Below are 24,666 nucleotides of genomic sequence, written 5' to 3'. Positions count from 1 at the left end.
TGCCACGCGCGAGCCTGGAATGGAACAATGGGTGGATGAGCACTCCTGGGCAGCTGAATGGACGCAACCGTCTCCTCTATCCGACCCTGCCGCGGGGCGAGGTGGTCGCCACCTTCGAGAGCTACCCGCAGGCGCAGGAGGCGGTCGACGTGCTCGCACGCGCTGACTTCCCCGTCGACAAGGTCTCGATCGTCGGGAGCGACCTGAAGAGCGTCGAGCGTGTGACGGGCAAGCTGACCTGGGGCCGCGTCGCCCTGGCCGGTGCGGCCTCCGGAGCCTGGCTCGGCATCTTCTTCGGACTGCTGCTCATCATCTTCTCGCCGACCGTGAGCCTCGCCTTCGTGCTCGCCGCGCTGCTCATCGGCGCCGGCTTCGGCATGCTGTGGGGCATCGTCACCTACGCGGTGAACCGCCGCCGCCGCGACTTCACGTCGGTGCAGCAGGTGATCGCGACCAGCTACTCGGTGCTGGTCGACTCCGACCTCGGCAACCGCGCGCGCAACCTGCTCGCCGGTGGAGGCGCGCAGGAGCCCGCGGCCGCCGCGCCCGCGCCCGGCTGGACGCCGCCCGCGCAGCCGCAGCACCCGTCCGACCCGCCGCCGGCTCCGCCCGCGGACGCGCCGCAGCCGCCCGTCCAGCCGGCTCCGCCGGCCGACGACCGCCCGACCGCCTGACCGAGTTGCACGTCATGGTGGCTATTCGACCCGAATAGCCGCCACGACGTGCGACTCGCCGGTCAGCGCTGGGAGAGGCGGCGCACCCAGGATTCGACGTCGTCGGGGGTGCGCGGGATGGCGGCGGAGAGGTTCTCGGCGCCGTCCTCGGTCACCAGGATGTTGTCCTCGATCCGCACGCCGATGCCGCGGAAGCGCTCCGGCACGGTCAGGTCGTCCGGCTGGAAGTACAGGCCCGGCTCGATGGTGAACACCATGCCCGGCTGGAGCACTCCGTCGAGGTACAGCTCGCGACGGGCCTGGGCGCAGTCGTGCACGTCGAGGCCCAGGTGGTGGCTGGTCCCGTGCACCATGTACCGGCGGTGCTGCTGGTTCTCGACCTCCAGCGCCTCCTCGGCCGTGACGGGCAGCAGCCCCCACTCGGCGGTCCGGCGGGCGATCACGGCCATGGCGGCGGCGTGGATCTCGCGGAACCGGATGCCGGGACGCACGATCGCGAACGCGGCGTCGGCCGCCTCCAGCACCGCCTCGTACACCTGGCGCTGCGTCTCGCCGAAGGTGCCGTCGATGGGGAAGGTGCGCGTGATGTCGGCGGTGTAGTACGTGTCGAGCTCCACGCCGGCGTCCAGCAGGATGAGGTCGCCGGGCACCACGGGACCGTCGTTGCGCGTCCAGTGCAGGATGCACGCGTGCGGCCCGCTCGCCGCGATCGTGTCGTAGCCGACCGCGTTGCCGTCGGCGCGGGCGCGGCCGTAGAAGACCCCCTCCACGAGCCGCTCGCCCCGCGGGTGCGTCGTGATGCGCGGCAGGTCGGCGATCACGTCGTCGAAGCCGCGGGCGGTCGCGGCGACCGCGGCGCGCAGCTCGCCCACCTCGAAGTCGTCCTTCACCAGCCGGAGCTCGGAGAGGTCGCGGGCGAGCTTGTCATCTTCGGAGTGGTCCTCCGGGTCGCGGTCGCCGTCGGTGTCGTCCCACAGCAGCATCCGGGCGGCGTCCACCTCGTCGGTGATGGCCGGGTCGGCCTCGCGCAGCACGACCGTGTCGCCGTCGACGGTGTCGAGCACCTGGCGCACGTCGGCGATGCCGCGGGTGGCGAGCGCGAGGTCGCCGGCGACCTGCGCCAGCGACGGGCGGGGGCCGATCCAGAACTCGCCGATCTCGGGGTTCGCGTAGAACTCGTCGGAGTCGCGCCCGGCACGCTCGCGGAAGTACAGGGTGGCCTCGTGGCCGTTCGCGGCCGGCTCCAGCACGAGCACGCTGCCCGGCTCGGAGTCGGAACCCCAGCCGGTCAGGTGGGCGAAGGCCGAGTGCGCGCGGAACGGGAAGTCGGTGTCGTTCGAGCGCTGCTTGAGCCGCCCGGCCGGGATGATCAGGCGCTTGCCGGGGAACAGCTCGGACACGCGCGCCCGCCGCGCCGCCGCGTACTGCGCCTGGCTCCGCGGCTCCGGGATGACCTCGGGATGCTCGGCCCACCCGCTGCCGATGTACTCCCGGAACGCGTCGGAGCCCGGAGTGGTGGACCGGTTCTGCGTCGCGCGGGGCGCCTGGTCGGTCTCGGCGGGCGCCGGGGTCTCGGTCGTCGTCGCGACGGCGGCGTCCGTCGCAGGCGCGGTGGTGGGGGTGCTCGACTGGGAGGACATGGCGTCCATTCTTCCACCCGGCGGACGCACGCGCCGGGCCCCTCCTAGGATGGTCTGCATGGCTGATGCGCGACGGTTCCGTGGTCCCGTCGACCTGCACACCCATTCGAGCGTCTCCGACGGCACCGAGACGCCGGCGGAGCTGGTCCGGTCGGCCGCCGCGGCGGGACTCGGCACGGTGGCGCTGACCGACCACGACTCCACCGCCGGCTGGGCGGACGCCGCGGCCGAGGCGGTGCGCTCCGGCGTGACCGTGATCCCCGGCATGGAGCTGTCGACGCGCATCGAGTTCGCCAGCGTCCACATGCTCGGCTATCTGTTCGACCCGACGGACGCCGCCCTGGTCGCCGAGACCAAGCGCATCCGGGAGGGCCGGATGCGGCGCGCGGAGGACATGGTGCGCCGCATCTCCGAGGACTACGACATCACCTGGGACGACGTGCTCGCCCAGGCGACGGAGGGGGCGACGGTGGGCCGCCCGCACATCGCCGACGCGCTCGTCGCGCGTGGGCTCGCCACCGACCGGAGCGCCGCATTCGCCGGCATCCTGCACTGGCGGAGCGGCTACTTCCAGCCACACTACGCCCCCGAGCCGCTGACCGGGGTCCGGCTCATCCGCGGTGCGGGCGGCCTGCCCGTGCTGGCGCACCCGGCGACGGGCGGACGCTCGCGCGTCATCCCGGAGGACCGGCTGCGCCGGCTGGTCGACGCCGGCCTCTTCGGGCTCGAGCTCGACCACCGCGAGAACACGCCGGACGGCGTCGCGCGGCTCCGCGAGCTCGCTACCCGGTACGGACTGCGCATCACCGGCTCCAGCGACTACCACGGCGCGGGCAAGCCGAACCGGCTGGGCGAGAACACGACAGACCCGGCCGTCGTGGACGCCATGCTCGCGGAGGCGACGGGCGCGGCCCCCTTCTACGCCTGAGCGCCTCCCGGACCACCGCATCCGGGTCCCGGGACGAGATCGCGACAGGCGCTGGCCGCTTTCGGGCTCCGCGCCGACCAGCACGTAGCCTGGTGCCCGGGGATCGGGAAGCGAGGTGCGTGAGTGAGACGGTTCTGGCGAGGCTCGGCGGTCGCGGCCGCCCTGGCGGCGACCCTGGTCCTCTCGGCGGGGCTGGCCCCCGCGCAGGCCGATCCGTCGTATCCGTCCTGGGACGACGTGCAGGCCGCCAAGAGCAACGCGGCGGCGGCGCAGGCCGAGGTGGACCGGATCAACGGCATCCTGACGGCGCTGCAGACCGCTGCGAACGCTGCGGGCGACCTGGCCGTGAAGCGGTTCGCCGAGTACGGGCAGGCGGAGACGGCGCTGCAGGCGGCCACGCAGAAAGCCGACGACCTCGCCACGCGCGCCACCGAGGCCTCGGCGAAGGCCGACGAGCTCAAGTCGCAGAGCGGCGCGCTCGCCGAGCAGCTCACCCGCTCCGGCAGCTCCACCGTCTCGGTGCGGCTGTTCCTCAGCCCGACGGCGCAGAAGTCGGACTCGCTCCTGTACCAGTTGGGCGCGCTGTCGCGGCTGGGGGAGCGGGCGAGCTCCCTGTACGCGCAGGCGAGTGCCCAGAAGAACCTCGCAGCGTCTCTCAGCGCACAGGCCACGACGGCCCAGAAGGTGCGCGACCAGCTCGCCACCGACGCGAAGAAGGCCTACGACGTCGCGGTCGCGGCGAAGCAGTCGGCCGACGCGCAGCTCGCCGACCAGAAGCAGCACGCCACCACCCTCTACGCGCAGCTGGCGACCCTCAAGAACACCGAGGCATCGGTCGAGCAGAAGTATGCGGAGGGCGTCGCCGCGCAGCAGGCCGCGGAGGCCGCGGCGAACAGCGGTGGAGGCGCCGACAGCTTCGCGCCGCCGCCCGGCATGAACGTCGACCCGGCGGCGGCCCAGGCGTACGCGGCCGGCCGGATCGGAGCTTACGGCTGGGGCGGCGACCAGATGGACTGCCTCATCCGGCTGTGGAACGGCGAGTCGGGATGGCGCGCGAACGCGTACAACACCTCCAGCGGCGCCTACGGGATCCCGCAGTCCCTTCCGGCGAGCAAGATGTCGACCGCCGGGCCCGACTGGATGACGAACGCCAACACCCAGATCAACTGGGGCTTGGACTACATCAACCGCGCGTACGGCTCGCCGTGCACCGCGCTCGGCAAGTGGCTCGCGCGCGACCCGCACTGGTACTGAACCGCACGCGACCCCGCCGCAACGCCGACAGCTCCTGAGTTCTTCGACCGGATCCGGGGGGAACGGTCGAACGACTCAGGAGCTGTCGGGGTGTGGCTCTGTCGGAGTGTGGCTCTGTCAGCTTGTGGCGGGGGGCCGGGTCAGCTGGCCGGCGTGGCGGGGGAGCCGCCGCGCGAGCGACGACGCCGGCGGCGCGGGGCGCTGTTGCCGTCGCGGTGCTGCGACCCGCCGCCGTCGTGCGTGCCGGCGGCGGGAGCCTTCGGCTCGCCGCCCTCGGAGCCCTCGGCGGTCGTGGACGTCGCAACGCCGTCGGTCGTGGCGTGCTGCGCGCCGCCCTCACCGGACCCGCCGCGGGTGCGGCGGCGACGGCGGCTGCCCGAGCGCTCGCCGCCCTCGGGACCGGTGGAGTCGCTGCGGCCGCCGCGGGCGGACTGGCTGCCCGTGGTGCCGGCCGGCTTCACGGCGGGCGTGGGCTTCAGGCGGCCCTTCACGCCCTGCGGGATGTCGAGGTCGGTGTAGAGGTGCGGCGACGACGAGTAGGTCTCGGTCGGCTCCGGCTGCCCGAACTCCAGCGCCCGGTTGATGAGGGCCCACTTGTGCAGGTCCTCCCAGTCGACGAAGGTCACGGCGATGCCGGTCTTGCCGGCGCGGCCGGTGCGGCCCGCGCGGTGCAGGTACGTCTTCTCGTCGTCCGGGATGGTGTGGTTGATGACGTGCGTCACGTCGTCGACGTCGATGCCGCGGGCGGCGACGTCGGTGGCGATCAGGATGTCCTTCTTGCCCGCCTTGAACGCGGCCATGGCGCGCTCGCGCTGCTCCTGGTTGAGGTCGCCGTGCACGGCCGCGGCGTTGAAGCCCCGGTCGTTCAGCTCCTCCACGAGCTTCGCGGCGGCACGCTTGGTGCGGGTGAAGATCACGGTCTTGCCGCGGCCCTCGGCCTGCAGGATGCGGGAGATGACCTCGTCCTTGTCGAGCGAGTGCGCGCGGTAGATCAGGTGCTTGATGTTCGCCTGGATCTGGCCCTCGTCCGGGTCGGACGCGCGGATGTGCACCGGGCGCGTCATGAAGCGGCGGGCGAGCGCGACGATCGGGCCGGGCATGGTCGCCGAGAACAGCATCGTGTGGCGGGTGGCCGGCGTCTGCGCGAACAGCTTCTCGATGTCGGCGAGGAAGCCGAGGTCGAGCATCTTGTCGGCCTCGTCGAGCACCATCTCCTGCACGTTGCCGAGGTTCAGCAGGCGCTGACCGGCGAGGTCGAGCAGACGGCCCGGGGTGCCGACGACGATCTGCGCGCCGGCCTTCAGCTGCGCGATCTGGCCCTCGTAGGCCTTGCCGCCGTAGATGCTGGCGATGGAGGTCGGTCGGCCGGCCGCGGCGAGCTCGAGGTCTTCGTAGACCTGGATGGCGAGCTCGCGGGTCGGGACGACGACGAGTGCCTTCACGCCGGGCTCCGGGTCCGGGCCGAGCCGCTGGATGAGCGGGAGGCCGAAGCCGAAGGTCTTGCCGGTTCCGGTCTTGGCCTGGCCGATGATGTCCTGGCCGGTGAGGGCCAGCGGGATGGTCTGCGCCTGGATGGGGAACGGCTCGATGATGCCCTTGGCCGCGAGCGCGTCCACCATGTCCTGGTCGATGTTCAGTTCTGAGAAAGTCACTGGGTGATTGCCTGTCGATTCGGTCGGAATGTTCACGCCCTGTCCGTTCCGCAGGCGTGAGGCCGTCGATCCTGTGCCGACGGCATTCCAAGCCTACTGGACGGTCCCGATACACTGCTGAGCGTGTCAACTTGGTTCACCCGGAGACGGCCCGCTGTCGAGCTGCCGCGACTGACCCCGCGGCGTCCGGTCGCGACAGTGCGGGTGGATCTGCACGAGGTGATGCCCGAGCCCGTCCCGTACCTCGGTCAGGCGGCCTATCTGCAGCTCGAGCAGTTCGAGACCCTGTCGCGCGTCGCCGCGGAGGCGGCGGACCTGCGGGCGAAGAGCCTCATCTCGGCCGCGGCCGGCCACGCGCTATCGAAGCACCAGGGCATCGTGGCGGAGCTGCGCCGCCGAGGGGACGACCCGGCGGAGGCCATGAAGCCGTTCGCCGACGAGATCGAGGGCTTCAGCGTGCTGATCGTCGGCTCCGACTGGCGCGAGACGCTGCTGTCGGCCCTTGTGACCGGCGGGCTGCTCGACGACTTCTTCATCCGGCTGGCCGCCGGGCTCCCCGGCGACGTCGGGCCCCGGATCGCCCACCTGCTCGGCTCTGAGTCGGGTCAGGAGGGCGTGCTCGAGGTGCTGCGCGGCGAGATCGCCGCCGACCCGCAGCTCGCGTCGCGCCTGGCGATGTGGGGCCGCCGTCTGGTCGGCGACACCCTGCTGGTCGCGCGCTCCGCGCTGCACCTGTCGGGCAACCGCGCCACCGACGAGGAGCGGATCGAGCCGATCTTCACGGAGCTGATCGCCGCGCACACGCGCCGGATGGACGCCCTGGGCCTGACGGCCTGACCACCGGCTCGCGCGAGTGCGCCGGTTCGGAACGTCTGCGCCTGCGCGCGCACCCGCATTCGTACCGAGCGGGCGCAGTCGCGGACGGGGTCAGCGCACGACGGCTCCGCGGGCCAGCGTGTGCAGCATGCGGTCGTCGGCCGTGGAGCGGACACGGCCGATCACGATGTCGGCCACGGCGACCACGAGGGCGGTGCCGAGGAGCGTGATCCACCAGATCCAGCCGCCGTCCCACTTCAGGCCGGCCCAGGTGAGGGCGACCCACAGGATGGAGGCCGCGGCGACGCCGATGGCCGGGATCAGCACAGAACCGTGCGTGTGGCGGTTGGGCAGCAGGTAGCGCCCGGCCAGGCCGATGATGGCCCCGCCGAGGACGACGAAGAGCAGTTCCACGAGAGGGAGGCTAGCCGACGAAGCCGATGCGGCGCGATTCCTCGGTGCCGATCTCGATGTACGCGATGCCCGCGGTGGGCACGACGTACAGACGGCCCTTGTCGTCGGTCAGCTTCAGGACGCCGGTGCCGCTGGTGAGGCCGGCCTCGACCTGGGCGGCGAGCTCCTCCGCGGACTGCGACGACTCGAAGCTGAGCTCGCGAGGGGCGTTGACGATTCCGATGCGGATCTCCACTTGTGGTGCCTTTCGAGTCTGACCGGCGGGTGTGAGTTCAGACTACGGCACACGGCTCGCGGCCCTCGCTCGCGTTCTCTGTCGGCGGACGCCGATAGCGTGAAAACCATGACGACGCGAGGCTTCCGGATGCGACCGGCACGAGCCGCGTCCGCCGGCGTCCCGCAGCTCGACGGGGCGCAGGCGGAGGTGCTCCTGCTGGCCGACGGCGCGTCCGCCGCGGTGCTCGGCGCGCCCGGCACCGGCAAGACGACCGTGCTCGTCGAGGCCGTCGCCGAGCGGGTCGCGCAGCGCGGCTACGCGACGGACGAGGTGCTCGCCCTGAGTGCCTCGCGCACGGCCGCGACGGCGCTGCGCGACCGCATCGCGCTGCGCCTCGGAGTGCCGACGAACGGCCCGCTCGCCCGCACCGCGACCTCCCTGGCGTTCCAGCTGGTGGGGGAGCGCGCGCGCCGCCTCGGCGCGGAGCCGCCGCGCCTGCTCACCGGCGGCGAGCAGGACCAGATAGTCGCGGAGCTCCTCAGCGGCCACATGGAGGACGGAACGGGTCCGCACTGGCCGGAACCGCTGGTGGACGAGGTGCGCGCCCTCCGCGGTTTCCGCACCGAGCTGCGCGAGCTGATGGCGCGCTGCGCCGAGCGCGGGATCACTCCCTCCCGGCTCTCGGAGCTCGGCGCGATCACCGGCCACGACGAGTGGCGCGCCGCTGCGCGCTTCATCGCCGAGTACCAGCTCGTCGTCGACAGCTACCGCGGCGGCTTCGTCGATTCGGCCGAGCTCATCGCGTCGGCGGTGACGGTCGTGCAGGAGGGCAGCTCGCTCGACCGGCTGCGCGCGGTCTTCGTCGACGACCTGCAGGAGGCGACGGTCGCCACCCTCGCGCTGCTGCGCGCCCTCGCCGAGCGCGGCGTCGCGGTGATCGCGTTCGGCGACCCGGACGTCGCGTCCACCACCTTCCGCGGCGCGCAGGCGACCGCGCTCGGCCAGCTGGAGTCGCGGCTCGGCGTGCCGGTGTCGCGCTTCGTGCTCACGACCGCGCACCGCCAGACGCCCGCCCTGCGCGAGCTGACCGCGCGGGCCACGGAGCGCATCGGCGCCGCAGCGGCCGGCGTGCAGCGGATGGCGGCCGCGGGGCGCCCGGAGCCCATCGCCGAGACGGGTTCCGACGCTGCGGCCGGGCGCCCGCCCGAGGTCGTGCGCCTGGTCGCCGTCTCCGCCCCCGCCGAGGCATCGAGGCTGGCGCGCAAGCTGCGCGAGCGGCACCTGCTCGACGGCGTCCCGTGGAGCGACATGGCCGTGATCGTCCGCTCCGGCGCCCACGTCCCCGCGCTCGCCCGGGCGCTCGCGGTCGCGGAGGTGCCGACGACGACGAGCATCGCCGGCCGCCCGCTGCGCGACGACTTCGCGGCGCGGCAGCTGATCACCGTCGCGGGCGTCCAGCTCGGCACCGTCGAGCTCACGCCGCTCGTCGCCACCGAGCTGCTGCTCGGGCCGTTCGGCGGGCTCGACAGCGTCAGCCTGCGCCGGCTGCGCCTCGCACTGCGCCAGGAGGAGCTCTCGGGCGACGGCAACCGCCCGGGCGACGAGCTGCTGGTGGAGGCTCTGCAGCATCCTGCGCACCTGGCCACCATCGACGCCGCCCCCGCGCGCCGCGCCGGCCGGCTGGCCGAGACGCTGCGCTCCGGCCGCGAGAAGGCGGCTCAGGGCGCCTCCATCGAGGAGCTGCTCTGGCACGTCTGGGAGCGCAGCGGCCTGGCCTCGCGCTGGCTGGAGCACTCGGAGCGCACCGGAATCGTCGCCGACGAGGCCAACCGCCATCTCGACGGCGTGGTCGCGCTGTTCACGGCGGCCCGCCGTTTCGTCGAGCGCTACCCCGAACGGCCGGCCGCCGACTTCGTCGTCGAGCTGCTCGGCGCCGAAGTCCCGGAGGACACGCTCGCCCCCGGCACCGCAGGCGACGCCGTGCTCGTCTGCACGCCGAGCGCCGCGATCGGGCGCGAGTTCGAGGTCGTCGCTGTCGCAGGGCTCCAGGAGAGCGTCTGGCCGAACCTGCGGCTGCGCGGCTCCCTGCTCCACCCGCAGGAGCTCGCCGACGCGATCGAGGGCCGCACCACCGAGACGGAGGACGCCCGGGCCGAGGTGCTGGGCGACGAGCTCCGGATGTTCGCCCTCGCCGTCTCCCGCGCCCGCGGCCAGGTGCTGCTCACCGCGACGGCGAACGACGACGAGCAGCCCTCGCCCTTCCTCCGGCTCGCCGGCGACCTCGCGGTCGACGACGCCGACGACGGCGCCCATCCGCTCTCCCTGCGCGGCATGGTCGGCCGGCTGCGCCGCCGGCTGGTCACCACGGGAGCCCCGGACGCCGCCGAGGCCCTCGCGCGGCTCGCGGACGCCGAGGTGGAGGGCGCCGACCCGTCCTCCTGGTACGGACTGCTCGAACCGTCGACCACCGACCCGCTCGTCGATCTGGACGACCCGGAGGCGGTCGTGCGCGTCTCGCCGTCGCGGCTGGAGACCTTCGAGAAGTCGCCGCTCGCCTGGTTCGTCGACACCATGGCCGCCTCGCCGAGCGGGCTCGCCGCGGGCATCGGCACCGTCGTGCACGCGGTCATGGAGGAGGCGAGCACGAGCGAGGACCGCGACCTCAGCGTCGAACGTCTCTGGCGGGGGATCGAGCGCCGCTGGGGCGAGCTGGCGTTCGAGTCGCCGTGGCTGGAGGAGAAGGAGCGCCGGCGCACCCGCACGCTCACCGCGGGCGTCTCCGAGTACCTGCGCGACTTCGAGCGCGCCGGCGGCACCCTGCTCGGCTCGGAGGGCTCCTTCGAGCTCCGGATCGGCCGCGCGCTGGTGCGCGGCACGATCGACCGGGTCGAGCGCACGCCCGACGGCACGGTGGTCATCGTCGACCTGAAGACCGGCAACCGCACGCCGACGGCGGCGGAGGCGGAGCAGCACGCGCAGCTGGGCGCCTACCAGCTCGCGATGGAGCACGGTGCGATCGAGCAGGCGGAGGGTCTGACCTCCGGCGGAGCGAAGCTGCTGTTCGTCGCGAAGGGCGTGCGCGGCAAGGGCTACCGCGAGGTCGCGCAGGACCGCGTCGACGAGGAGCGGCTGGAGCGGCTGCGCGAGCGCGTGGCCGCGGCGGCTGAGGGGATGGCGGCCTCGACCTTCGCGGGCGTCGTCGACCTGGGCGAGCGCGACCCGCACGGGTCGTACGAGTACCGCATCCACCTGGTGCCGGCGGTCAGCGCGGGAGGAGGAGCATGACGGACGAGGCCACCCACGTCGACGATGAGGGTCTGCTGGTGTGGGCCACCGAGCAGGCCGAACTCGACCTGGTCGAGCAGGCCTTCTCGCTGCAGGAGGAGACCGAGCAGGAGGATCGGCGCCCGGCGCGCGCCCTGAGCGCCGCCGAGATCGCCGAGGCACTCGGCCTCCCCATCCCGACGCCGCAGCAGCAGGCCGTCATCGAGGCGCCGCTGCGCCCCGCGATCGTCGTCGCGGGGGCGGGAAGCGGCAAGACCGAGACGATGGCGAACCGCGTCGTCTGGCTGCTCGCCAACGGGCACGTCCGGGTGCCCGAGATCCTCGGTCTCACCTTCACGCGCAAAGCGGCGGGCGAGCTCGCGGGCCGCATCCGCACGCGCATCGAGCAGCTCGTCGCCTCCGGCGTGACCGACGTGGAGTTCGACCCGTTCGAGGCGCCCGAGGTGGCGACCTACAACGCCTTCGCGAACGCGATCTTCCGCGAGAACGCGCTGCTGATCGGCCGCGAGCCGGAGTCGGCGGTGCTGAGCGAGGCGTCGGCGTGGCAGCTCGCCCGGCGGCTCGTGGTGAACTCCGCGGATGAGCGCCTCGTCGAGCTCGACCGCGGCGTGGAGGCGGTGACGAGCGCCGTCGTGTCGCTCAGCCGGGCGCTGAGCGAGAACGTGGCCGAGGCCGGAGACGTCGAGCGGATGGTGGAGCAGTTCGCCCGCATCGCCGAGCTGCCGACGGGCAACGGCCGGGTCAAGGACGTCTACGCGTCCGTCCGGTCCGCCGTCGACGCCGTCGGCTCGCTCCCTCCGCTGCTCGACCTCGCCCGCGCCTTCGACGAGGAGAAGCGCCGCCGCGGCTTCGTGGAGTACTCCGACCAGGTCGCGCTCGCCCTCGCGGTGTGCGAGCGGCTGCCCGAGGTGGTGGCCGATTACCGCCGGCGCTACCGCGTGGTGCTGCTCGACGAGTACCAGGACACCTCGGTCGTGCAGACCAGGATGCTCTCGCGCCTCTTCGCGGGCCGCCCCGTGATGGCGGTGGGCGACCCGCATCAGTCGATCTACGGCTGGCGCGGCGCGAGCGCGGCCAACCTGGGGCGCTTCTCGCTCGACTTCACCGGGGAGCGCGACGGTGCCGACGAGTACGCGTTGAGCACGAGCTGGCGCAACCCGACCCGGGTCCTCGACGCGGCCAACGCGCTGGTCGCCCCGCTGACGGCGGCCTCGCCGGTCCACGTCGAGCGGCTGCAGCCGCGGCCGGGCGCGGTCGCGGGCGAGCTGACCGCGGTGTTCGAACAGACCGTGGCCGACGAGGCCGAGTCGGTCGCCCGCTGGCTGGGCGGGCGCCTGCGCGAACGCGACGACTCCGGCGCGCCCCCGAGCGCTGCGCTGCTCTGCCGGTCGCTGAAGAAAGTGGACGTCTTCACCAGCGCACTCGCGGGGCACGGCATCCCGTACCACGTGCTCGGGCTGGGCGGCCTGCTGGAGCAGCCCGTCATCGCCGACCTGGTCAGCGCGCTGCGGGTCATGCACGACCCGACCGCGGGGTCGGAGCTGATCCGCCTGCTCACCGGTGCGAAGTGGCGCGTCGGGCCGAAGGACATCGCCGCCCTGCGCGACGTCGCCTCCTGGCTCGCCGAGCGCGACCACCGGCACCAGAAGCTCGATCCGGAGCTGCGCGACCGGTTGCGGCGGTCGGTCGCGGGGGAGGAGTCCGCCTCCCTCGTCGACGCGCTCGACTTCGTGGTGGAGGCGCCGGAGGGCCACGGACGGCTGGAGGCGTTCAGCGCGGAGGGCCTCGAGCGGATGCGCGACGCCGGCCGGCGACTCGACCACCTGCGCTCCCGGGCTGGGCTCGACCTGCTCGACCTCGTCACGCTCGTTCAGCAGGAGCTGCTGCTCGACATCGAGGTCGCCGCCAACGAGACCGCACAGCTCGGCCAGGCCAGCCTCGACGCGTTCGCGGAGCAGGTCGCGTCGTACCTCGCGGCCGACGACCAGGCGACCCTCGGCTCCTTCCTCTCCTGGCTCGCCGAGGCGGAGCAGCGCGACAACCTCGCTCCGCGCAGCGAGGATCCGGAGCCGGGCACGGTGCAGGTGCTGACCATCCACGGTTCGAAGGGTCTGGAGTGGGACGTCGTCGCCATCCCGCGCCTGGTCGACGGCGAGCTCCCGGGCCCGCCGCAGAGCAGGAAGGGCTGGCTGGCCTTCGGGCAGCTGCCGAACGAGTTCCGCGGCGACTCGGCCGAGCTCCCGGTGATCGCCTGGCGGACGGCGGAGACGCAGAAGGACGTGAACGACTCCATCGCCGCGTTCGAGGAGGACAACCTGGCCCGTCACCTGGACGAGCAGCGCCGACTCATCTACGTGGCGGTCACGCGTGCCCGCCGCCGCCTGCTGCTGACCGGTTCGTACTGGTCGACGCAGACCCGCCCGCGCGGCCCCGGCGCCTACCTGCTCGAACTGCAGGCGGCCGGGCTCCTGCCGGAGGACGCCTTCCCGGACTGCGACGACCCGGACGATAACCCGCTCGCGCTGAGCGCGTCGACGGTGACCTGGCCGCTCGATCCGCTCGGCGCTCGGCGCACGAGGGTGGAGGCGGCGGCGGAGGCCGTCCGGCGCGCACGTGAGCGCGGCGCCGGGGACGGAGGCGTGTACGCGCGCGACCTCGACCTGCTGCTCGCCGAGCGCGCCCGGCGTTCCGAGGAGGCCGGTCTCGTCGAGCTGCCCGCGCGCATCCCGGCCTCGCGGTTCAAGGACTACGTCAGTGATCCCGCCGCGGTCGCCGCCTCGCTGCGTCGCCCGATGCCCGAGCGGCCGTACCGGCAGACGCGGCTCGGCACCCTGTTCCACCACTGGGTGGAGGAGCGGTTCGGCACGCTCGTCGGCAGTGCCGACGTGCTCGACGCCTACGGCCCGGAGCTCGACGACCCGATGGCCGACGGGCTGGAGGCGGAGCGCTTCGAGGAGCTGAAGGCGACGTTCGAGCGCAGCGAGTGGTCGGGCCGCCGGCCCGAAGAGGTCGAGCTGGAGATCCACATCACGCTCGCCGGACAGGTGGTGGTCTGCAAGCTGGACGCGGTCTACCGGGTCGACGACGGCGCGCACGACTTCCAGATCGTCGACTGGAAGACGGGCAAGGCGCCGCGGGACGCGGAGGACCTGGAGCGCAAGCAGCTGCAGCTGGCGCTCTACCGGCTCGCCTTCGCGCGCTATGCGGGCATCGAACCGGAGCGGATCGACGCCGTCTTCTACTTCGTCGCCGACGACCGCGTGGTGCGACCGGAGCGCCTCTACGCGGAGGAGGAGCTGACGTCGCTCTGGTCGTCGTCCACCGGCTTCATGCCGCCGGAGCGGCGGTAGCCGTCCGGACGGTCGCCGGGGGTGCGGTCGAGCATGGCCTCGACGTCGTTCACGGCCATGATCGGGCCGGTCGCGGTCGAGAGCGGGTTCATGGCGTTGCTGTGCACCCGGTCGACCAGCCCGTCGAGCATCTCGACGGCGTCGTCCACGATGTGCTGGTCGCGCACCTCGCGGCCGTGCAGCAGCCAGCGCGCGACCTCGAGCTCCGCGTAGAGCATGGCCCGCTGCGTGAACTGCCGGTCGGTGGCGACCTGCCGGCGGGAAGCGTAGGCGCCGAGCGCGCCGTCGGTGGCGCCGGGGTTCATGGCCAGCAGCCAGTGCAGGTCGCGCGCGGGGTCGCCGACGCGCAGCGCCGACCAGCCGAGCACGGCGGTGACGGTCTCGTCCTCGACGAGGAACGAGTCGGCGGTGAGCGAGCCGTTGATGACGGTGGGCTGGAACTGCCAGATCGAGTGGTCGGCCGCGGCGTCGCGCCAGCGGTCGCGCAGCGCCACCGGCAGAAGACCCGTGGAGGCGGCCGACTCGATGACCGAGGTGGCCGCGGTGAGGCACTCCGCCGCCGACATGACCGGGAGACCGGCCTCGCCGACGAACGCGGTGGGGAGCGCGTGGATGGCCGCGATCGCGTGCCCGATCGAACCGGCCAGCCCGTCGCCCGGCGGCACCTCCTCGACCGCGATGTGCGAGCCGGGGAGGTAGTCGTAGACGACCGCGCGCGTCCCGCCGACCGGAGCCTGGCCGAGGAAGCGCGGAACGTCGAAGGGCAGCCTGCTGCGGATCCCGGTGGTCAGCGCGCGCAGCGCGACCAGGTCGGCGCTCTGCTCGGTCTCGGCGACCTGCGAGGTGGGGACGCGCACGATCACGGTGGAGCCGTCCCTCGTGTTCAGCAGCGCGGAGTCGAACTCGCCCGCACCGCCGTGGCTGTGCGCGCGGGCGCCGGAGACATCGAGGTCCGGGACGGCCGAGGTGGCCAGCGCGGCTAGAGTGAGATGGGATCTGGCCATGCACCTAGGCTAATCAAACCGCCCTGCGACGGCCGTCCGCCACGCCCCGAAAGGACCTCGATGTCGTCCGCTCCCGCCTCCGCTCTGCCGCTCGCCGCGCTGCCGCTGTCCCGGCACGCGACCGACCGCGACCACGCGGCGCGCTCGCGCCCCGCGCTGTTCGACGAGCTCTGGGGCGAACCCTCCACGCGCGTGCTCGCGCTCTGGAAGGGCCGCGCGCTGCTGACGCCGGCGAGCGTCGCCGCCGCGACGCCCGCCGCCGACGGCTGGTCGGCGCCCGACGCCGGTCCCGCCGCCCTCGACCTGCTGCCGGTGGAGCGGGTGACCTCCGCCCTGATCCGCGTCTACCTGGGCCGGACGCTGGTCGCGACCGAGACGGAACCGGCCGGCACCGCCGTGGTGCTCGAGGTGCTGACCGACGCCGCCGCGCAGGAGCTGGAGCCCGACGAGGCGCGCTGGGGCAACCTCCGCACCGTCGCCACCGCGCTGAGCGACCGGGACGCGGGCCTGTTCACCGAAGCTCTGGCGATGGCGAACTGGCACGCCACGCACACCCACTGCCCGCGCTGCGGCACGCCGACGGTCGTCGAGCAGGCGGGATGGGTGCGCCGCTGCCTGGAGGACGGCTCCGAGGTGTTCCCGCGCACCGACCCGGCGGTGATCGTGACCGTGCTCGACGCCGACGACCGGCTGCTGCTCGGCTCGAACGCCATGTGGGAGAACTCCCGCTACTCGCTGCTGGCCGGGTTCGTCGAACCGGGGGAGTCGTTCGAGGCGGCGGTGGCGCGCGAGATGCTCGAGGAGGCCGGCATCCGCGTGGTCGACGCCCGCTACAAGGGGTCGCAGCCGTGGCCGTTCCCCGCGTCGGTCATGGTCGGGATGACCGCGCGTCTCGCCGACGACCAGGAGGCCTCGGCGCTCGACCCCGATGGCGAGGAGATCCTCGACCTGCGCTGGTTCAGCCGCGAGCAGCTCTGGGAGGCGCGCGAGCAGATCATCCTGCCCGGGCGCTCGTCGATCGCGCGCGCCCTGATCGAGGACTGGTACGGCGGCCCGCTCGACGAGCCGCCGGCGCCGTGAGCGGTGCGCCGGGCGCTCCGGCGACCCCGGAGGCGCTCCTCGCCGGCCTCGATGCGCAGCAGCGGGTCGCGGCGGAGGCGCTGTTCGGCCCGGTCTGCATCCTCGCCGGCGCGGGCACGGGCAAGACCCGCGCCATCACGCACCGGATCGCGTACGGCGTCGCATCGGGGGCGTATGCCCCGAACCGCGTCATGGCGCTCACCTTCACCAGTCGCGCCGCGGCCGAGCTGCGCGGGCGACTCCGCCAGCTGGGCGCCGGCGGAGTGTCCGCCCGCACCTTCCACTCGGCCGCGCTCGCCCAGCTCAACTACTTCTGGCCGCAGGTCGTCGGCGGCCAACTCCCGTCGGTGCTCGACGGCAAGGGCCGCATCCTCGGGCAGGCGGCGGAGACGCTCAAGCTGAAGGTGGACACCGCGACCCTGCGCGACGTCGCCGCGGAGATCGAGTGGCGCAAGGTCTCCGGCCTGAGCGTCGAGCAGTACACCGCGGCCGGCAGGCCCACCCCCGGCTCGCTGTCCGCCGAGCAGGTCGCCGACCTGCTGCAGCGGTACGAAGACCTCAAGGACGACCGCAAGCAGATCGACTTCGAGGACGTGCTGCTCGCCTGCGCCGGGATGATCGAGACCGAACCCGCCGTGGCGATGCAGGTGCGCGAGCAGTACCGCTTCTTCGTGGTCGACGAGTACCAGGACGTCTCGCCGCTGCAGCACCAGCTGCTCGACCTGTGGCTCGGGACGCGCACCGACCTGTGCGTCGTCGGCGACGCCAGCCAGACCATCTACTCGTTCGCGGGAGCGCGGTCGGACTACCTGCTCGGCTTCGAGCGCGAGCATCCGGGGGCCACCGTGCTGCGACTCGAGCAGAACTACCGCTCGACCGCGCCCGTCATCGACACCGCCAACCGGCTGATGCGCGGCCGCTCCGGCGCGCTCACCCTGCGTCCGGCCGAGGCAGCGCACACGCCGGAGGCCGCGGAGCCGGTGCCCGAGCCGGCCGCCTACGAGGACGACCGGGCCGAGGCCCGCGCCGTCGCCGAGCAGATCGCGGCGGAGCTCGCCGCGGGTGCGCGTCCCGAGCACATCGCGGTGCTGTACCGGGTGAACGTGCAGGCGGCCGCTCTGGAGCAGGCCCTCGGCGACCGGGGTATCAGCTACCAGATCCGCGGGGCGAAGCGCTTCTTCGACCTGCCGGAGGTGCGCCAGGCGATCATGTCGCTGCGCGCGGCGAGCCTCGCGGCCACCGACGACCCGCTGTTCAAGTCGGTCAGCGACGTGCTGCGCTCGCTCGGCTGGTCCGTCCAGCCTCCGGAGGGCCGCGGTGCCGTGCGCGAGCGCTGGGAGTCGCTCAACGCGATCATGGGCCTGGTGGACGAGCAGCCCGCCGGGCAGACGCTGCGCGGTTTCACCGACGAGCTGCTCGCGCGCCAGGCCGGTCAGCACGAGCCGACCATGTCGGCGGTGACGCTGGCGACCCTGCACGCGGCGAAGGGCCTGGAGTGGCCCTCGGTGTACCTCGTCGGGCTGAGCGAGGGGCTCGTGCCGATCAGCTACGCGACCACCTTCGAGCAGGTGGACGAGGAGCGTCGCCTGCTCTACGTCGGCATCACGCGCGCCCGGCGTCGCCTCCGGCTCAGCTGGTCGGCGCGCGGCAACCAGCCGGGGCGGCCGTCGCTGCGGCAGCCGTCGCGCTTCCTCGGCGAGCTGCGCCCGGCCGTCACGGCGGAGGGCCGAGACAGCCGCACCCGGGGTGCGGCTCCCAGTCGCGGCTGATCCAGTCGGTGCCCCCGGCCGGCAGGTGTGCGCTGCGGCCGACCATCGCCCGTGGACGCGGGACCGTCACCGCGAGCAGTTCCGCGACCGCGCGCGCCGCAGCCGCCGCAGCGGACACGGCCGTCTCGCCGGGCGGCGGCCGCCGGTGCAGCTGGGTCGCCATCGCCGGCCACGCCGGGTCGGCGTCGGTGCGGTGCAGGTCGACGCAGCGCAGGCACGGCCCGCTGCCCGGGCGCACCAGCGGCCCGACCGTCACCCCGCCGTCGGAGTAGACGACCGCCAGGTGCGGGATGTCGCGGCGCAGCCAGCGCGCGTGCCGCTGCGGCTCGACCGCGTACGAGGCGACGAGCGCGGCGGCGTCGGCCCGCTCGACCGCCGGGTCGGTCCAGCGCAGGCCGCTGCGGACCTCGACGCCCGCGTCCGTCAGCAGCCGCTGCACGGTCGCGGCAGTGGGACCTGCGCCGTCGAGCACGACGAGCACGGGGTCGGTCGCGCGAGGGGACGGCTCGACGAGGATCGGCGCCACCTTCTGCAGCAGCGCCGCGACATCCGACCGGGAGGCGCGCGACCGCAGGGCGATCACCTCCAGCCCGCGCCGGGTCACGCCGTCGCCCAGAGCTGCGAGCATGCGCTCCTCCGCCGCGGTGACGCCGTCGAGCACCAGCACCGGCCGGTCGACCCCGAACTGCACGGACGCGGGCGTCCGCCAGACGCGGGGGAGGCGGGGGTCGAGCAGCAGCACCATCCCGGCATCCTGCCGCATCCGATGCCGCGTTCCGGCCTTATCCACAGGCCTCGGCGGGGACTACTCCGTCGGGCGGTCGCGGTCCTCCCGCAGGAGGTCCTCGATGGCCTGGTCGAACTCGTCCTGCTCCGGCGGCTGGCCGGTGGCGGCGGCGGTGAGGCGGGCGACCAGGGCCGACGGGTCGTCCAGGTCGGACGACTGAGGGAGGAGGTCCGGGTGCGACCACAGGTCGTCCCGCGCGTCCATGCCGACCGCGTCCGTCACCGCGCGCCACATGGCGGCCGCGTCGCGCAGCCGGCGGGGGCGCAGCTCCAGCCCGACGAGGGTCGCGAAGGCCGACTCAGCCGGACCGCCGGAGGCACGGCGCCGCCGAACGGTCTCGGCGATGGCGTCGGCGCGCGGCAGCAGCCGGGTCGCGTTCGCGGTGACCACGTCGACCCAGCCCTCGACCAGCGCGAGCACGGTCTCCAGGCGCGCGAGCGCCTCCTGCTGCTCCTCGGTGCGCGGCGGGATGAGCCTCCCGCTGACCATCGCCTCGCGGAGCTCCTCCGGGTTCGACGGGTCGAAGTTCTCGGCGAGCGACTCCAGGGCGTCGGTGTCGATCCGGATGCCCTTCGCGAACGCGGTGATCTGCGTGATCAGCTGCAGGCGCAGCCACTTGGCGTGCCGGAACAGCCGGGCGTGGGCGAGTTCGCGCACCGCGAGGTAGAGCTGGATCTGGTCGTCCGGGATGTCGAGGCCCTCGCCGAACTCCGCGACGTTCTGCGGGATGAGCGCCGCGGCGCCGTCCGGCAGCAGCGGGATGCCGATGTCGCCGCCCGAGACGACCTCCTTCGACAGCTGCCCGACCACCTGGCCGAGCTGCATCGCGAAGAGCGCGCCGCCGATCGAGCGCATCACCTGGCCGGCGTTCTGCAGCATCGCCTGCATCTCCTCCGGCGCCTGCTCGGCGAGCACCTGCGTGAGCGCATCGGAGATGCTGAGGGCGACGGGCTCGGCGAGCTGGGTCCACAGCGGCATGGTCTGCCTGGCCCACTCGGCGCGCCCGATCAGCTCGGGCGACGCGCTCAGCCCGGCGACGCCGGTCGCCTCGTCGAGCCAGAGGGAGGCGACGTGGAAGGCCTGGTCGAGCGACGCGCGCTCGGCCGGCGTGACGGTGTGGGCGCCGTCGGCGGCGAGCTGCCTCGCCTGCTGCTCGGCGATGTCCCAGTTGATGCCGCCGCCCGGGTTCATCAGGGCGTTCTGCAGCTGCCCGAGCAGGGCCTGGATGCTGGCCGGATCGTTCGGCAGGCCCGCGGCGCCGGCCAGCCGGCTCGGGTCGATCGATGCGCCGTTCCCCGACAGGAACTGGTTCAGCATGTCCCGGAGCTCGTCGTCGTCGCGGTCCGGGTCCCGGTCGTCGTTCCGATCGTCGGCCATCGTCAGCGTCCTCTTCTCGAAGTGTTCCGGCCCGAGGCGTGCCGTCGTCGTCGGCTCGGCTTCAGGCTTGTCGTCTACGCTAGCCGCTGGTGCCGGGGAGGCGGATGGGAATTGCCCTATGCTCGCCTTCGGGCCGTGCGCCCGTGGCGAACACGACCGAGAGGATGGGCCCGTGACCCTGTTCAGCGACGACGATCCGGCGCTGTACAGGCAGGAGCCGGAGCGCGTGGCGCCGCCGAAGCGGGTCATCGTCGGCTGGGTGGCGATCGCCGTCGCCGTGCTGCTGGCGCTGGTGCTCGCCTTCGTCCCCGCGCCGTTCGTGATCGAGCAACCGGGACCGGTGTACAACACGCTCGGCACCGATCAGCAGGTGGGCGCGAAGCCCAGCGGCGACACGAAACCGCTGATCAGCATCCCCGGGCAGAAGACCTACCCGACCTCGGGCTCGCTCGACCTGCTGACCGTCTCGCTGGTCGGCAACCCCGATCAGCGGCCAAGCTGGATCGAGATCGTCGGCGCGTGGTTCCAGCCGAGCAAGGCGGTGCTGCCGATCGACAGCGTCTTCCCGCCCGGGACTACGACCGAGCAGTCCAACGCCCAGAACGCGGCCCTCATGGTCGACTCGCAGCAGGACGCGATCGCCGCGGCGCTCAACGAGCTGGGCTACACCTTTCCCGAGCACGTGGCCGTCAAGCAGCTCATCCCGAAGACCCCGGCCGCCGACGTGCTCAAGGTCGGCGACGAGATCACCACGGTCAACGGCACGGTCGTCAGCAGCGTCGACGAGCTGCGCAGCGCCGTGAAGGCGAACGGCGCGTCGAAGGCGGCGGAGCTCGGGATCGTGCGCGACGGCGCTGCGACCACGGTCTCGCTCACGCCGACCGAGTCGGAGGGCCAGGTCGTGCTCGGGATCGGCGCCGGCATGGACTACACCTTCCCGTTCGACGTGAAGATCCAGCTCAACGACGTCGGCGGCCCGAGCGCGGGCCAGATGTTCGCCCTCGGGATCATGGACAAGCTGACCCCGGGCTCCCTCAACGGCGGCAAGCGCGTCGCCGGAACCGGCACGATCGACAACACCGGCCAGATCGGCGCGATCGGCGGCATCCGGCAGAAGATGTACGCCGCACGCGACCAGGGGAAGGCGAGCTACTTCCTCGCACCGGCCTCCAACTGCGACGAGGTCACCGGCCACATCCCGGCGGGCCTGCACGTGTTCGCGGTGAAGACGCTGTCCGACTCGCTCAAGGTCCTCGAGGCCGTGCGGGACGGGTCGAGCACGGCGGATCTTCCCACCTGCCCCGCAGGCTGAGGTCGGCGGAGCCGCAACATTCTCCCAGCGTCGGCTGCCTAGGATGGAGGTCACACCCGTCACGCGAGACCAAGAAGGCCATACGTGAGTTCAACAGCAGCAGCTCGACCCGCAGGCCGCCGGCGCGCGGCCATCTGGATCACTCTCGGCGTGATCGTCGCGGTGGTGATCCTCTTCTTCGTGTTCGCCGGGCTGTACGCGGACATCCTCTGGTACGACCAGCTGGGCTACCTCAACGTGCTGACCACGCAGTGGCTGGCCGGGCTCGCCATGTTCTTCATCGGCTTCCTCGGCATGGCGGTCCCGCTGTGGCTGTGCATCCAGCTCGCCTACCGGCTCCGGCCGGTCTACGCGAAGCTGAACTCGCAGCTCGACCGTTACCAGCAGGTCATCGAGCCGCTGCGCCGGCTGGCGATGTACGGCATCCCGATCGTCTTCGGCATCTTCGCTGGCGTCTCGGCGGCCAGCCGCTGGCAGACCGCCGCTCTCTGGCTGAACGGCACCTCGTACGGCAAGTCCGACCCGCTGTTCCACCTCGACATCGGCTTCTACCTCTTCGACCTGCCGTTCCTGCGCAGCCTGGTCGGCTTCGCCTCGGCCGTCGTGCTCATCTCGCTGCTGGCGACGCTCGCCACCTGCTACCTCTACGGGTCCATCCGGGTGAGCGGGCGCGAGGTGCGCATCTCGCGCGCCGCACGCGTCCAGATCTCGGTCGTCGCCGGGCTCTACCTGCTGCTGCAGGGAGTGAGCATCTGGCTCGACCGCTACGCGACGGTCACCGACTCCAACGTCAACGACATGATCAACGGCGCCTCGTACACCGACGTGAACGCGACCATCCCGGGCCGCGCGATCCTGGCGGGCGCGGCGATCTTCGTCGCCATCCTGTTCTTCCTGACGGCGTTCATCGGACGCTGGCGGTTCCCGATCGTCGGCACGGCGCTGCTCGTCGTCGCCGCGCTGGTGGTCGGCGCGATCGTGCCCTGGGTCGTGCAGCGCTTCCAGGTCGACCCGAGCCAGAAGACGCTCGAGACGCCCTACGTGCAGCGGGGGATCGATTACACCCGCGAGGCATACGGCCTGAGCGACATCGAGACGATCCCGTACAACGCCAAGACCACGGCCGAGCAGGGCGCCCTGCGGCAGGACGCGCAGACCACCGCGCAGATCCGCATCCTCGACCCCGCCGTCGTGAGCCCATCGTTCCGTCAGCTGCAGCAGTTCCGGCAGTACTACGCGTTCCCGGAGAAGCTGAACGTCGACCGCTACAACCTCGACGGCACCCAGCAGGACGCCGTGGTCGCCGTGCGCGAGCTGCAGCAGTCCGGCCTCGGCGGCGCCCGCAACTGGTTCAACGACACCATCGTGTACACGCACGGCTACGGTCTGGTGGCCGCTTACGGCAACAAGCGCTCGACCGACGGGCAGCCCGTGTTCCTGGAGTCGGGCATCCCCACCTCCGGCACGCTCGGGTCGTACCAGCCGCGCATCTACTTCGGCGAGCAGTCGCCCACCTACTCGATCGTCGGCGCGCCGAAGGGCAGCAAGGCCGTCGAGCTCGACTACCCGGGCGGAGCCGAGGGGGCGCAGCAGACGTACACCACGTTCAACGGCAACGGAGGCCCGAAGCTCGACAACATCTTCAAGCGACTGGTCTACGCGCTGAAGTTCCAGGACGAGCAGATCGTGCTCTCCGACGCGGTGAACAACGACTCGCAGATCCTCTACGACCGCGACCCGATCAAGCGCGTGCAGAAGGTCGCGCCCTACCTGACGCTCGACTCGCAGGCGTACCCCGCCGTGGTCGACGGCCGGGTCAAATGGATCATCGACGGCTACACGACGAGCGACCAGTTCCCGTACTCGCACGTCGGCAGCCTGAGCGACGCGACGGCCGACAAGGACACCCCGAAGCCCGCGTACGCCTTCGACGACATCAACTACATCCGCAACTCGGTGAAGGCCACGGTCGACGCCTACGACGGCTCGGTGACCCTCTACGCGTGGGACACCACCGACCCGGTGCTCAAGACGTGGCAGAAGATCTTCCCGTCGACGGTGAAGCCGGTCAGCGACATGAGCGCGCAGCTGATGAGCCACGTGCGCTACCCGTCTGACCTGTTCAAGGTGCAGCGGTCGGTGCTCGGGCAGTACCACGTGACCGACGCGGGCTCCTTCTACTCGCGTGAGGACGCCTGGACGACGCCGAACGACCCGACCTCGCCGTCGAGCAACCCGGCGCTGCAGCCGCCGTACTACCTGACGCTGAAGATGCCGGGCCAGAAGGATCCGACGTTCTCGCTCTACTCGACGTTCATCCCGCAGGGCACGAGCGAGTCGAGCAGGTCGGTGCTCAAGGGCTACCTGTCGGTGGATGCGGACGCCGGCGACCAGAAGGGCAAGGTCGCCTCCGGATACGGCAAGCTCAGACTCCTGCAGCTGCCGTCGGGCGACAGCATCCCAGGGCCCGGGCAGATGCAGAATCAGTTCGACTCCGATCCGACCGTGTCGCAGCAGCTGAACCTGCTGCGCCAGGGTAAATCGGAGGTCATCAACGGCAACCTCCTGACGCTGCCGGTGGGTGGCGGACTGCTGTACGTGCAGCCGGTCTACGTCCGGTCGTCGGGAGAGACCAGCTACCCGCTGCTGCAGAAGGTGCTGGTCGCGTTCGGCGACAAGATCGAGTTCGAGGACACGCTCGACCAGGCGCTCGACGCCCTGTTCGGCGGCGACTCGGGTGCGAGTGCGGGCGACAACAACGTCCCGACCACCGGAACCGGCACGGGAGGCACCGGCCAGTCCGGCGGTGAGACCTCGGGCGGCAGCGGCGGAAGCTCGTCGGCGAACAACCCCGCACTGCAGGATGCGCTGCAGCGCGCCAGGCAGGCCCTGTCGGACAGCCAGGCCGCGCTGAAGGCGGGGGACTGGACGGCGTACGGTGCGGCGCAGCAGCGCCTGCAGCAGGCCATCGCCGACGCCGTCGCGGCCGAGGGGCAGCCCGCGGCCAAGTAGCGTCACGATCGTCGCAGAAGCGGCTCGCGCCTCCGGGTGCGGGCCGCTTCGCCGTCTCCGCACTTCGCGCGACTGCCGCCGCCCGTCACGTCTGC

At 72.6% G+C, this 24,666-nt stretch carries 17 protein-coding genes; 10 read left to right on the top strand and 7 right to left on the bottom strand.

What is annotated here, in order from left to right:
• The first annotated feature begins 35 nt into the window (after positions 1–35).
• Positions 36–674 (top strand): YflT domain-containing protein, encoded by a 639-nt coding sequence (locus P5G59_RS05930; protein WP_301216920.1) that lies wholly within the window; start codon positions 36–38, stop codon positions 672–674.
• Between the two features lie 62 nt (positions 675–736).
• Here the strand turns inward: P5G59_RS05930 and P5G59_RS05925 are convergent, their stop codons facing one another.
• Positions 737–2,323, bottom strand: a complete 1,587-nt coding sequence (locus P5G59_RS05925) for an aminopeptidase P family protein (RefSeq protein ID WP_301216918.1) — start codon at positions 2,321–2,323, stop codon at positions 737–739.
• A 49-nt stretch (positions 2,324–2,372) separates the two neighbouring features.
• Here P5G59_RS05925 and P5G59_RS05920 point away from each other — a divergent pair, with 49 nt between their 5' ends.
• Together P5G59_RS05920 and P5G59_RS05915 are read left to right on the top strand one after the other, a co-directional pair.
• Complete coding sequence (locus P5G59_RS05920) at positions 2,373–3,242, top strand: PHP domain-containing protein (protein ID WP_301216916.1); 870 nt, start codon at positions 2,373–2,375, stop codon at positions 3,240–3,242.
• A 123-nt stretch (positions 3,243–3,365) separates the two neighbouring features.
• Positions 3,366–4,496, top strand: a complete 1,131-nt coding sequence (locus tag P5G59_RS05915; RefSeq protein ID WP_301216913.1) for a coiled-coil domain-containing protein — start codon at positions 3,366–3,368, stop codon at positions 4,494–4,496.
• Between the two features lie 140 nt (positions 4,497–4,636).
• On the opposite strand, the gene P5G59_RS05910 is transcribed toward P5G59_RS05915, so the two are convergent.
• A complete protein-coding gene (locus tag P5G59_RS05910) occupies positions 4,637–6,148 on the bottom strand; it encodes a DEAD/DEAH box helicase (protein WP_301216912.1) in 1,512 nt (503 codons plus the stop codon).
• A gap of 123 nt (positions 6,149–6,271) precedes the next feature.
• Between P5G59_RS05910 and P5G59_RS05905 the strand changes: the two genes are divergently transcribed.
• Positions 6,272–6,985 carry a ferritin-like fold-containing protein gene (locus P5G59_RS05905; RefSeq protein ID WP_301216911.1) on the top strand — a complete coding sequence of 238 codons (714 nt, stop codon included), beginning with the start codon at positions 6,272–6,274 and terminating at the stop codon, positions 6,983–6,985.
• Between the two features lie 90 nt (positions 6,986–7,075).
• Here P5G59_RS05905 and P5G59_RS05900 read toward each other — a convergent pair whose 3' ends face one another.
• Together P5G59_RS05900 and P5G59_RS05895 are read right to left on the bottom strand one after the other, a co-directional pair.
• Positions 7,076–7,378 carry a hypothetical protein gene (locus P5G59_RS05900; protein WP_301216910.1) on the bottom strand — a complete coding sequence of 101 codons (303 nt, stop codon included), beginning with the start codon at positions 7,376–7,378 and terminating at the stop codon, positions 7,076–7,078.
• Positions 7,379–7,388: 10 nt separating this feature from the next.
• Entirely contained in the window at positions 7,389–7,613 is a 225-nt protein-coding gene (locus P5G59_RS05895; protein ID WP_301216909.1) for a DUF3107 domain-containing protein, read from the bottom strand.
• 108 nt (positions 7,614–7,721) lie between these two features.
• On the opposite strand from P5G59_RS05895, the gene P5G59_RS05890 reads away from it, so the two are divergent.
• Positions 7,722–10,880: an ATP-dependent helicase gene (locus P5G59_RS05890; protein ID WP_301216907.1), complete on the top strand. Its 3,159-nt coding sequence runs from the start codon at positions 7,722–7,724 to the stop codon at positions 10,878–10,880.
• Positions 10,877–14,230 (top strand): ATP-dependent helicase, encoded by a 3,354-nt coding sequence (locus P5G59_RS05885; protein WP_301216905.1) that lies wholly within the window; start codon positions 10,877–10,879, stop codon positions 14,228–14,230. The genes P5G59_RS05890 and P5G59_RS05885 overlap by 4 nt, the downstream gene beginning before the upstream one ends.
• Here the strand turns inward: P5G59_RS05885 and P5G59_RS05880 are convergent.
• Complete coding sequence (locus P5G59_RS05880) at positions 14,161–15,234, bottom strand: phosphotransferase (protein WP_301216902.1); 1,074 nt, start codon at positions 15,232–15,234, stop codon at positions 14,161–14,163. The two genes, P5G59_RS05885 and P5G59_RS05880, sit on opposite strands and share 70 nt — an antisense overlap.
• A gap of 60 nt (positions 15,235–15,294) precedes the next feature.
• Between P5G59_RS05880 and nudC the strand changes: the two genes are divergently transcribed.
• Both nudC and P5G59_RS05870 read left to right on the top strand, forming a co-directional pair.
• On the top strand, positions 15,295–16,314 hold the full coding sequence (gene nudC, locus P5G59_RS05875; RefSeq protein WP_301216900.1) for an NAD(+) diphosphatase: 1,020 nt from the start codon (positions 15,295–15,297) through the stop codon (positions 16,312–16,314).
• Positions 16,311–18,083 carry an ATP-dependent helicase gene (locus tag P5G59_RS05870; RefSeq protein ID WP_301216898.1) on the top strand — a complete coding sequence of 591 codons (1,773 nt, stop codon included), beginning with the start codon at positions 16,311–16,313 and terminating at the stop codon, positions 18,081–18,083. The genes nudC and P5G59_RS05870 overlap by 4 nt, the downstream gene beginning before the upstream one ends.
• On the opposite strand, the gene P5G59_RS05865 is transcribed toward P5G59_RS05870, so the two are convergent.
• Both P5G59_RS05865 and P5G59_RS05860 read right to left on the bottom strand, forming a co-directional pair.
• Positions 18,028–18,846 (bottom strand): hypothetical protein, encoded by an 819-nt coding sequence (locus tag P5G59_RS05865; protein WP_301216896.1) that lies wholly within the window; start codon positions 18,844–18,846, stop codon positions 18,028–18,030. The genes P5G59_RS05870 and P5G59_RS05865 overlap by 56 nt on opposite strands.
• Before the next feature lie 42 nt (positions 18,847–18,888).
• Positions 18,889–20,247, bottom strand: a complete 1,359-nt coding sequence (locus P5G59_RS05860; protein ID WP_301216894.1) for a zinc-dependent metalloprotease — start codon at positions 20,245–20,247, stop codon at positions 18,889–18,891.
• A 172-nt stretch (positions 20,248–20,419) separates the two neighbouring features.
• Between P5G59_RS05860 and P5G59_RS05855 the strand changes: the two genes are divergently transcribed.
• Positions 20,420–21,559 carry a YlbL family protein gene (locus tag P5G59_RS05855; protein ID WP_301216892.1) on the top strand — a complete coding sequence of 380 codons (1,140 nt, stop codon included), beginning with the start codon at positions 20,420–20,422 and terminating at the stop codon, positions 21,557–21,559.
• 84 nt (positions 21,560–21,643) lie between these two features.
• On the top strand, positions 21,644–24,571 hold the full coding sequence (locus P5G59_RS05850; protein WP_301216890.1) for a UPF0182 family membrane protein: 2,928 nt from the start codon (positions 21,644–21,646) through the stop codon (positions 24,569–24,571).
• The last annotated feature ends 95 nt before the right edge of the window (positions 24,572–24,666 follow it).

The sequence above is a fragment of the Leifsonia virtsii genome (assembly GCF_030433675.1).
Taxonomy (GTDB): Bacteria; Actinomycetota; Actinomycetes; order Actinomycetales; family Microbacteriaceae; genus Leifsonia; species Leifsonia virtsii.
This window is presented reverse-complemented; position numbering and strand designations above follow the sequence as displayed.

Excerpts from the sequence above, each read along its gene's own strand:
- P5G59_RS05930 (WP_301216920.1), top strand. The coding sequence starts at position 36 with ATGAGCACTCCTGGGCAGCTGAATGGACGCAACCGTCTCCTCTATCCG.
- P5G59_RS05925 (WP_301216918.1), bottom strand. The coding sequence starts at position 2,323 with ATGGACGCCATGTCCTCCCAGTCGAGCACCCCCACCACCGCGCCTGCG.
- P5G59_RS05920 (WP_301216916.1), top strand. The coding sequence starts at position 2,373 with ATGGCTGATGCGCGACGGTTCCGTGGTCCCGTCGACCTGCACACCCAT.
- P5G59_RS05890 (WP_301216907.1), top strand. The coding sequence starts at position 7,722 with ATGACGACGCGAGGCTTCCGGATGCGACCGGCACGAGCCGCGTCCGCC.
- P5G59_RS05885 (WP_301216905.1), top strand. The coding sequence starts at position 10,877 with ATGACGGACGAGGCCACCCACGTCGACGATGAGGGTCTGCTGGTGTGG.
- P5G59_RS05880 (WP_301216902.1), bottom strand. The coding sequence starts at position 15,234 with ATGGCCAGATCCCATCTCACTCTAGCCGCGCTGGCCACCTCGGCCGTC.
- nudC (WP_301216900.1), top strand. The coding sequence starts at position 15,295 with ATGTCGTCCGCTCCCGCCTCCGCTCTGCCGCTCGCCGCGCTGCCGCTG.
- P5G59_RS05865 (WP_301216896.1), bottom strand. The coding sequence starts at position 18,846 with ATGCGGCAGGATGCCGGGATGGTGCTGCTGCTCGACCCCCGCCTCCCC.
- P5G59_RS05860 (WP_301216894.1), bottom strand. The coding sequence starts at position 20,247 with ATGGCCGACGATCGGAACGACGACCGGGACCCGGACCGCGACGACGAC.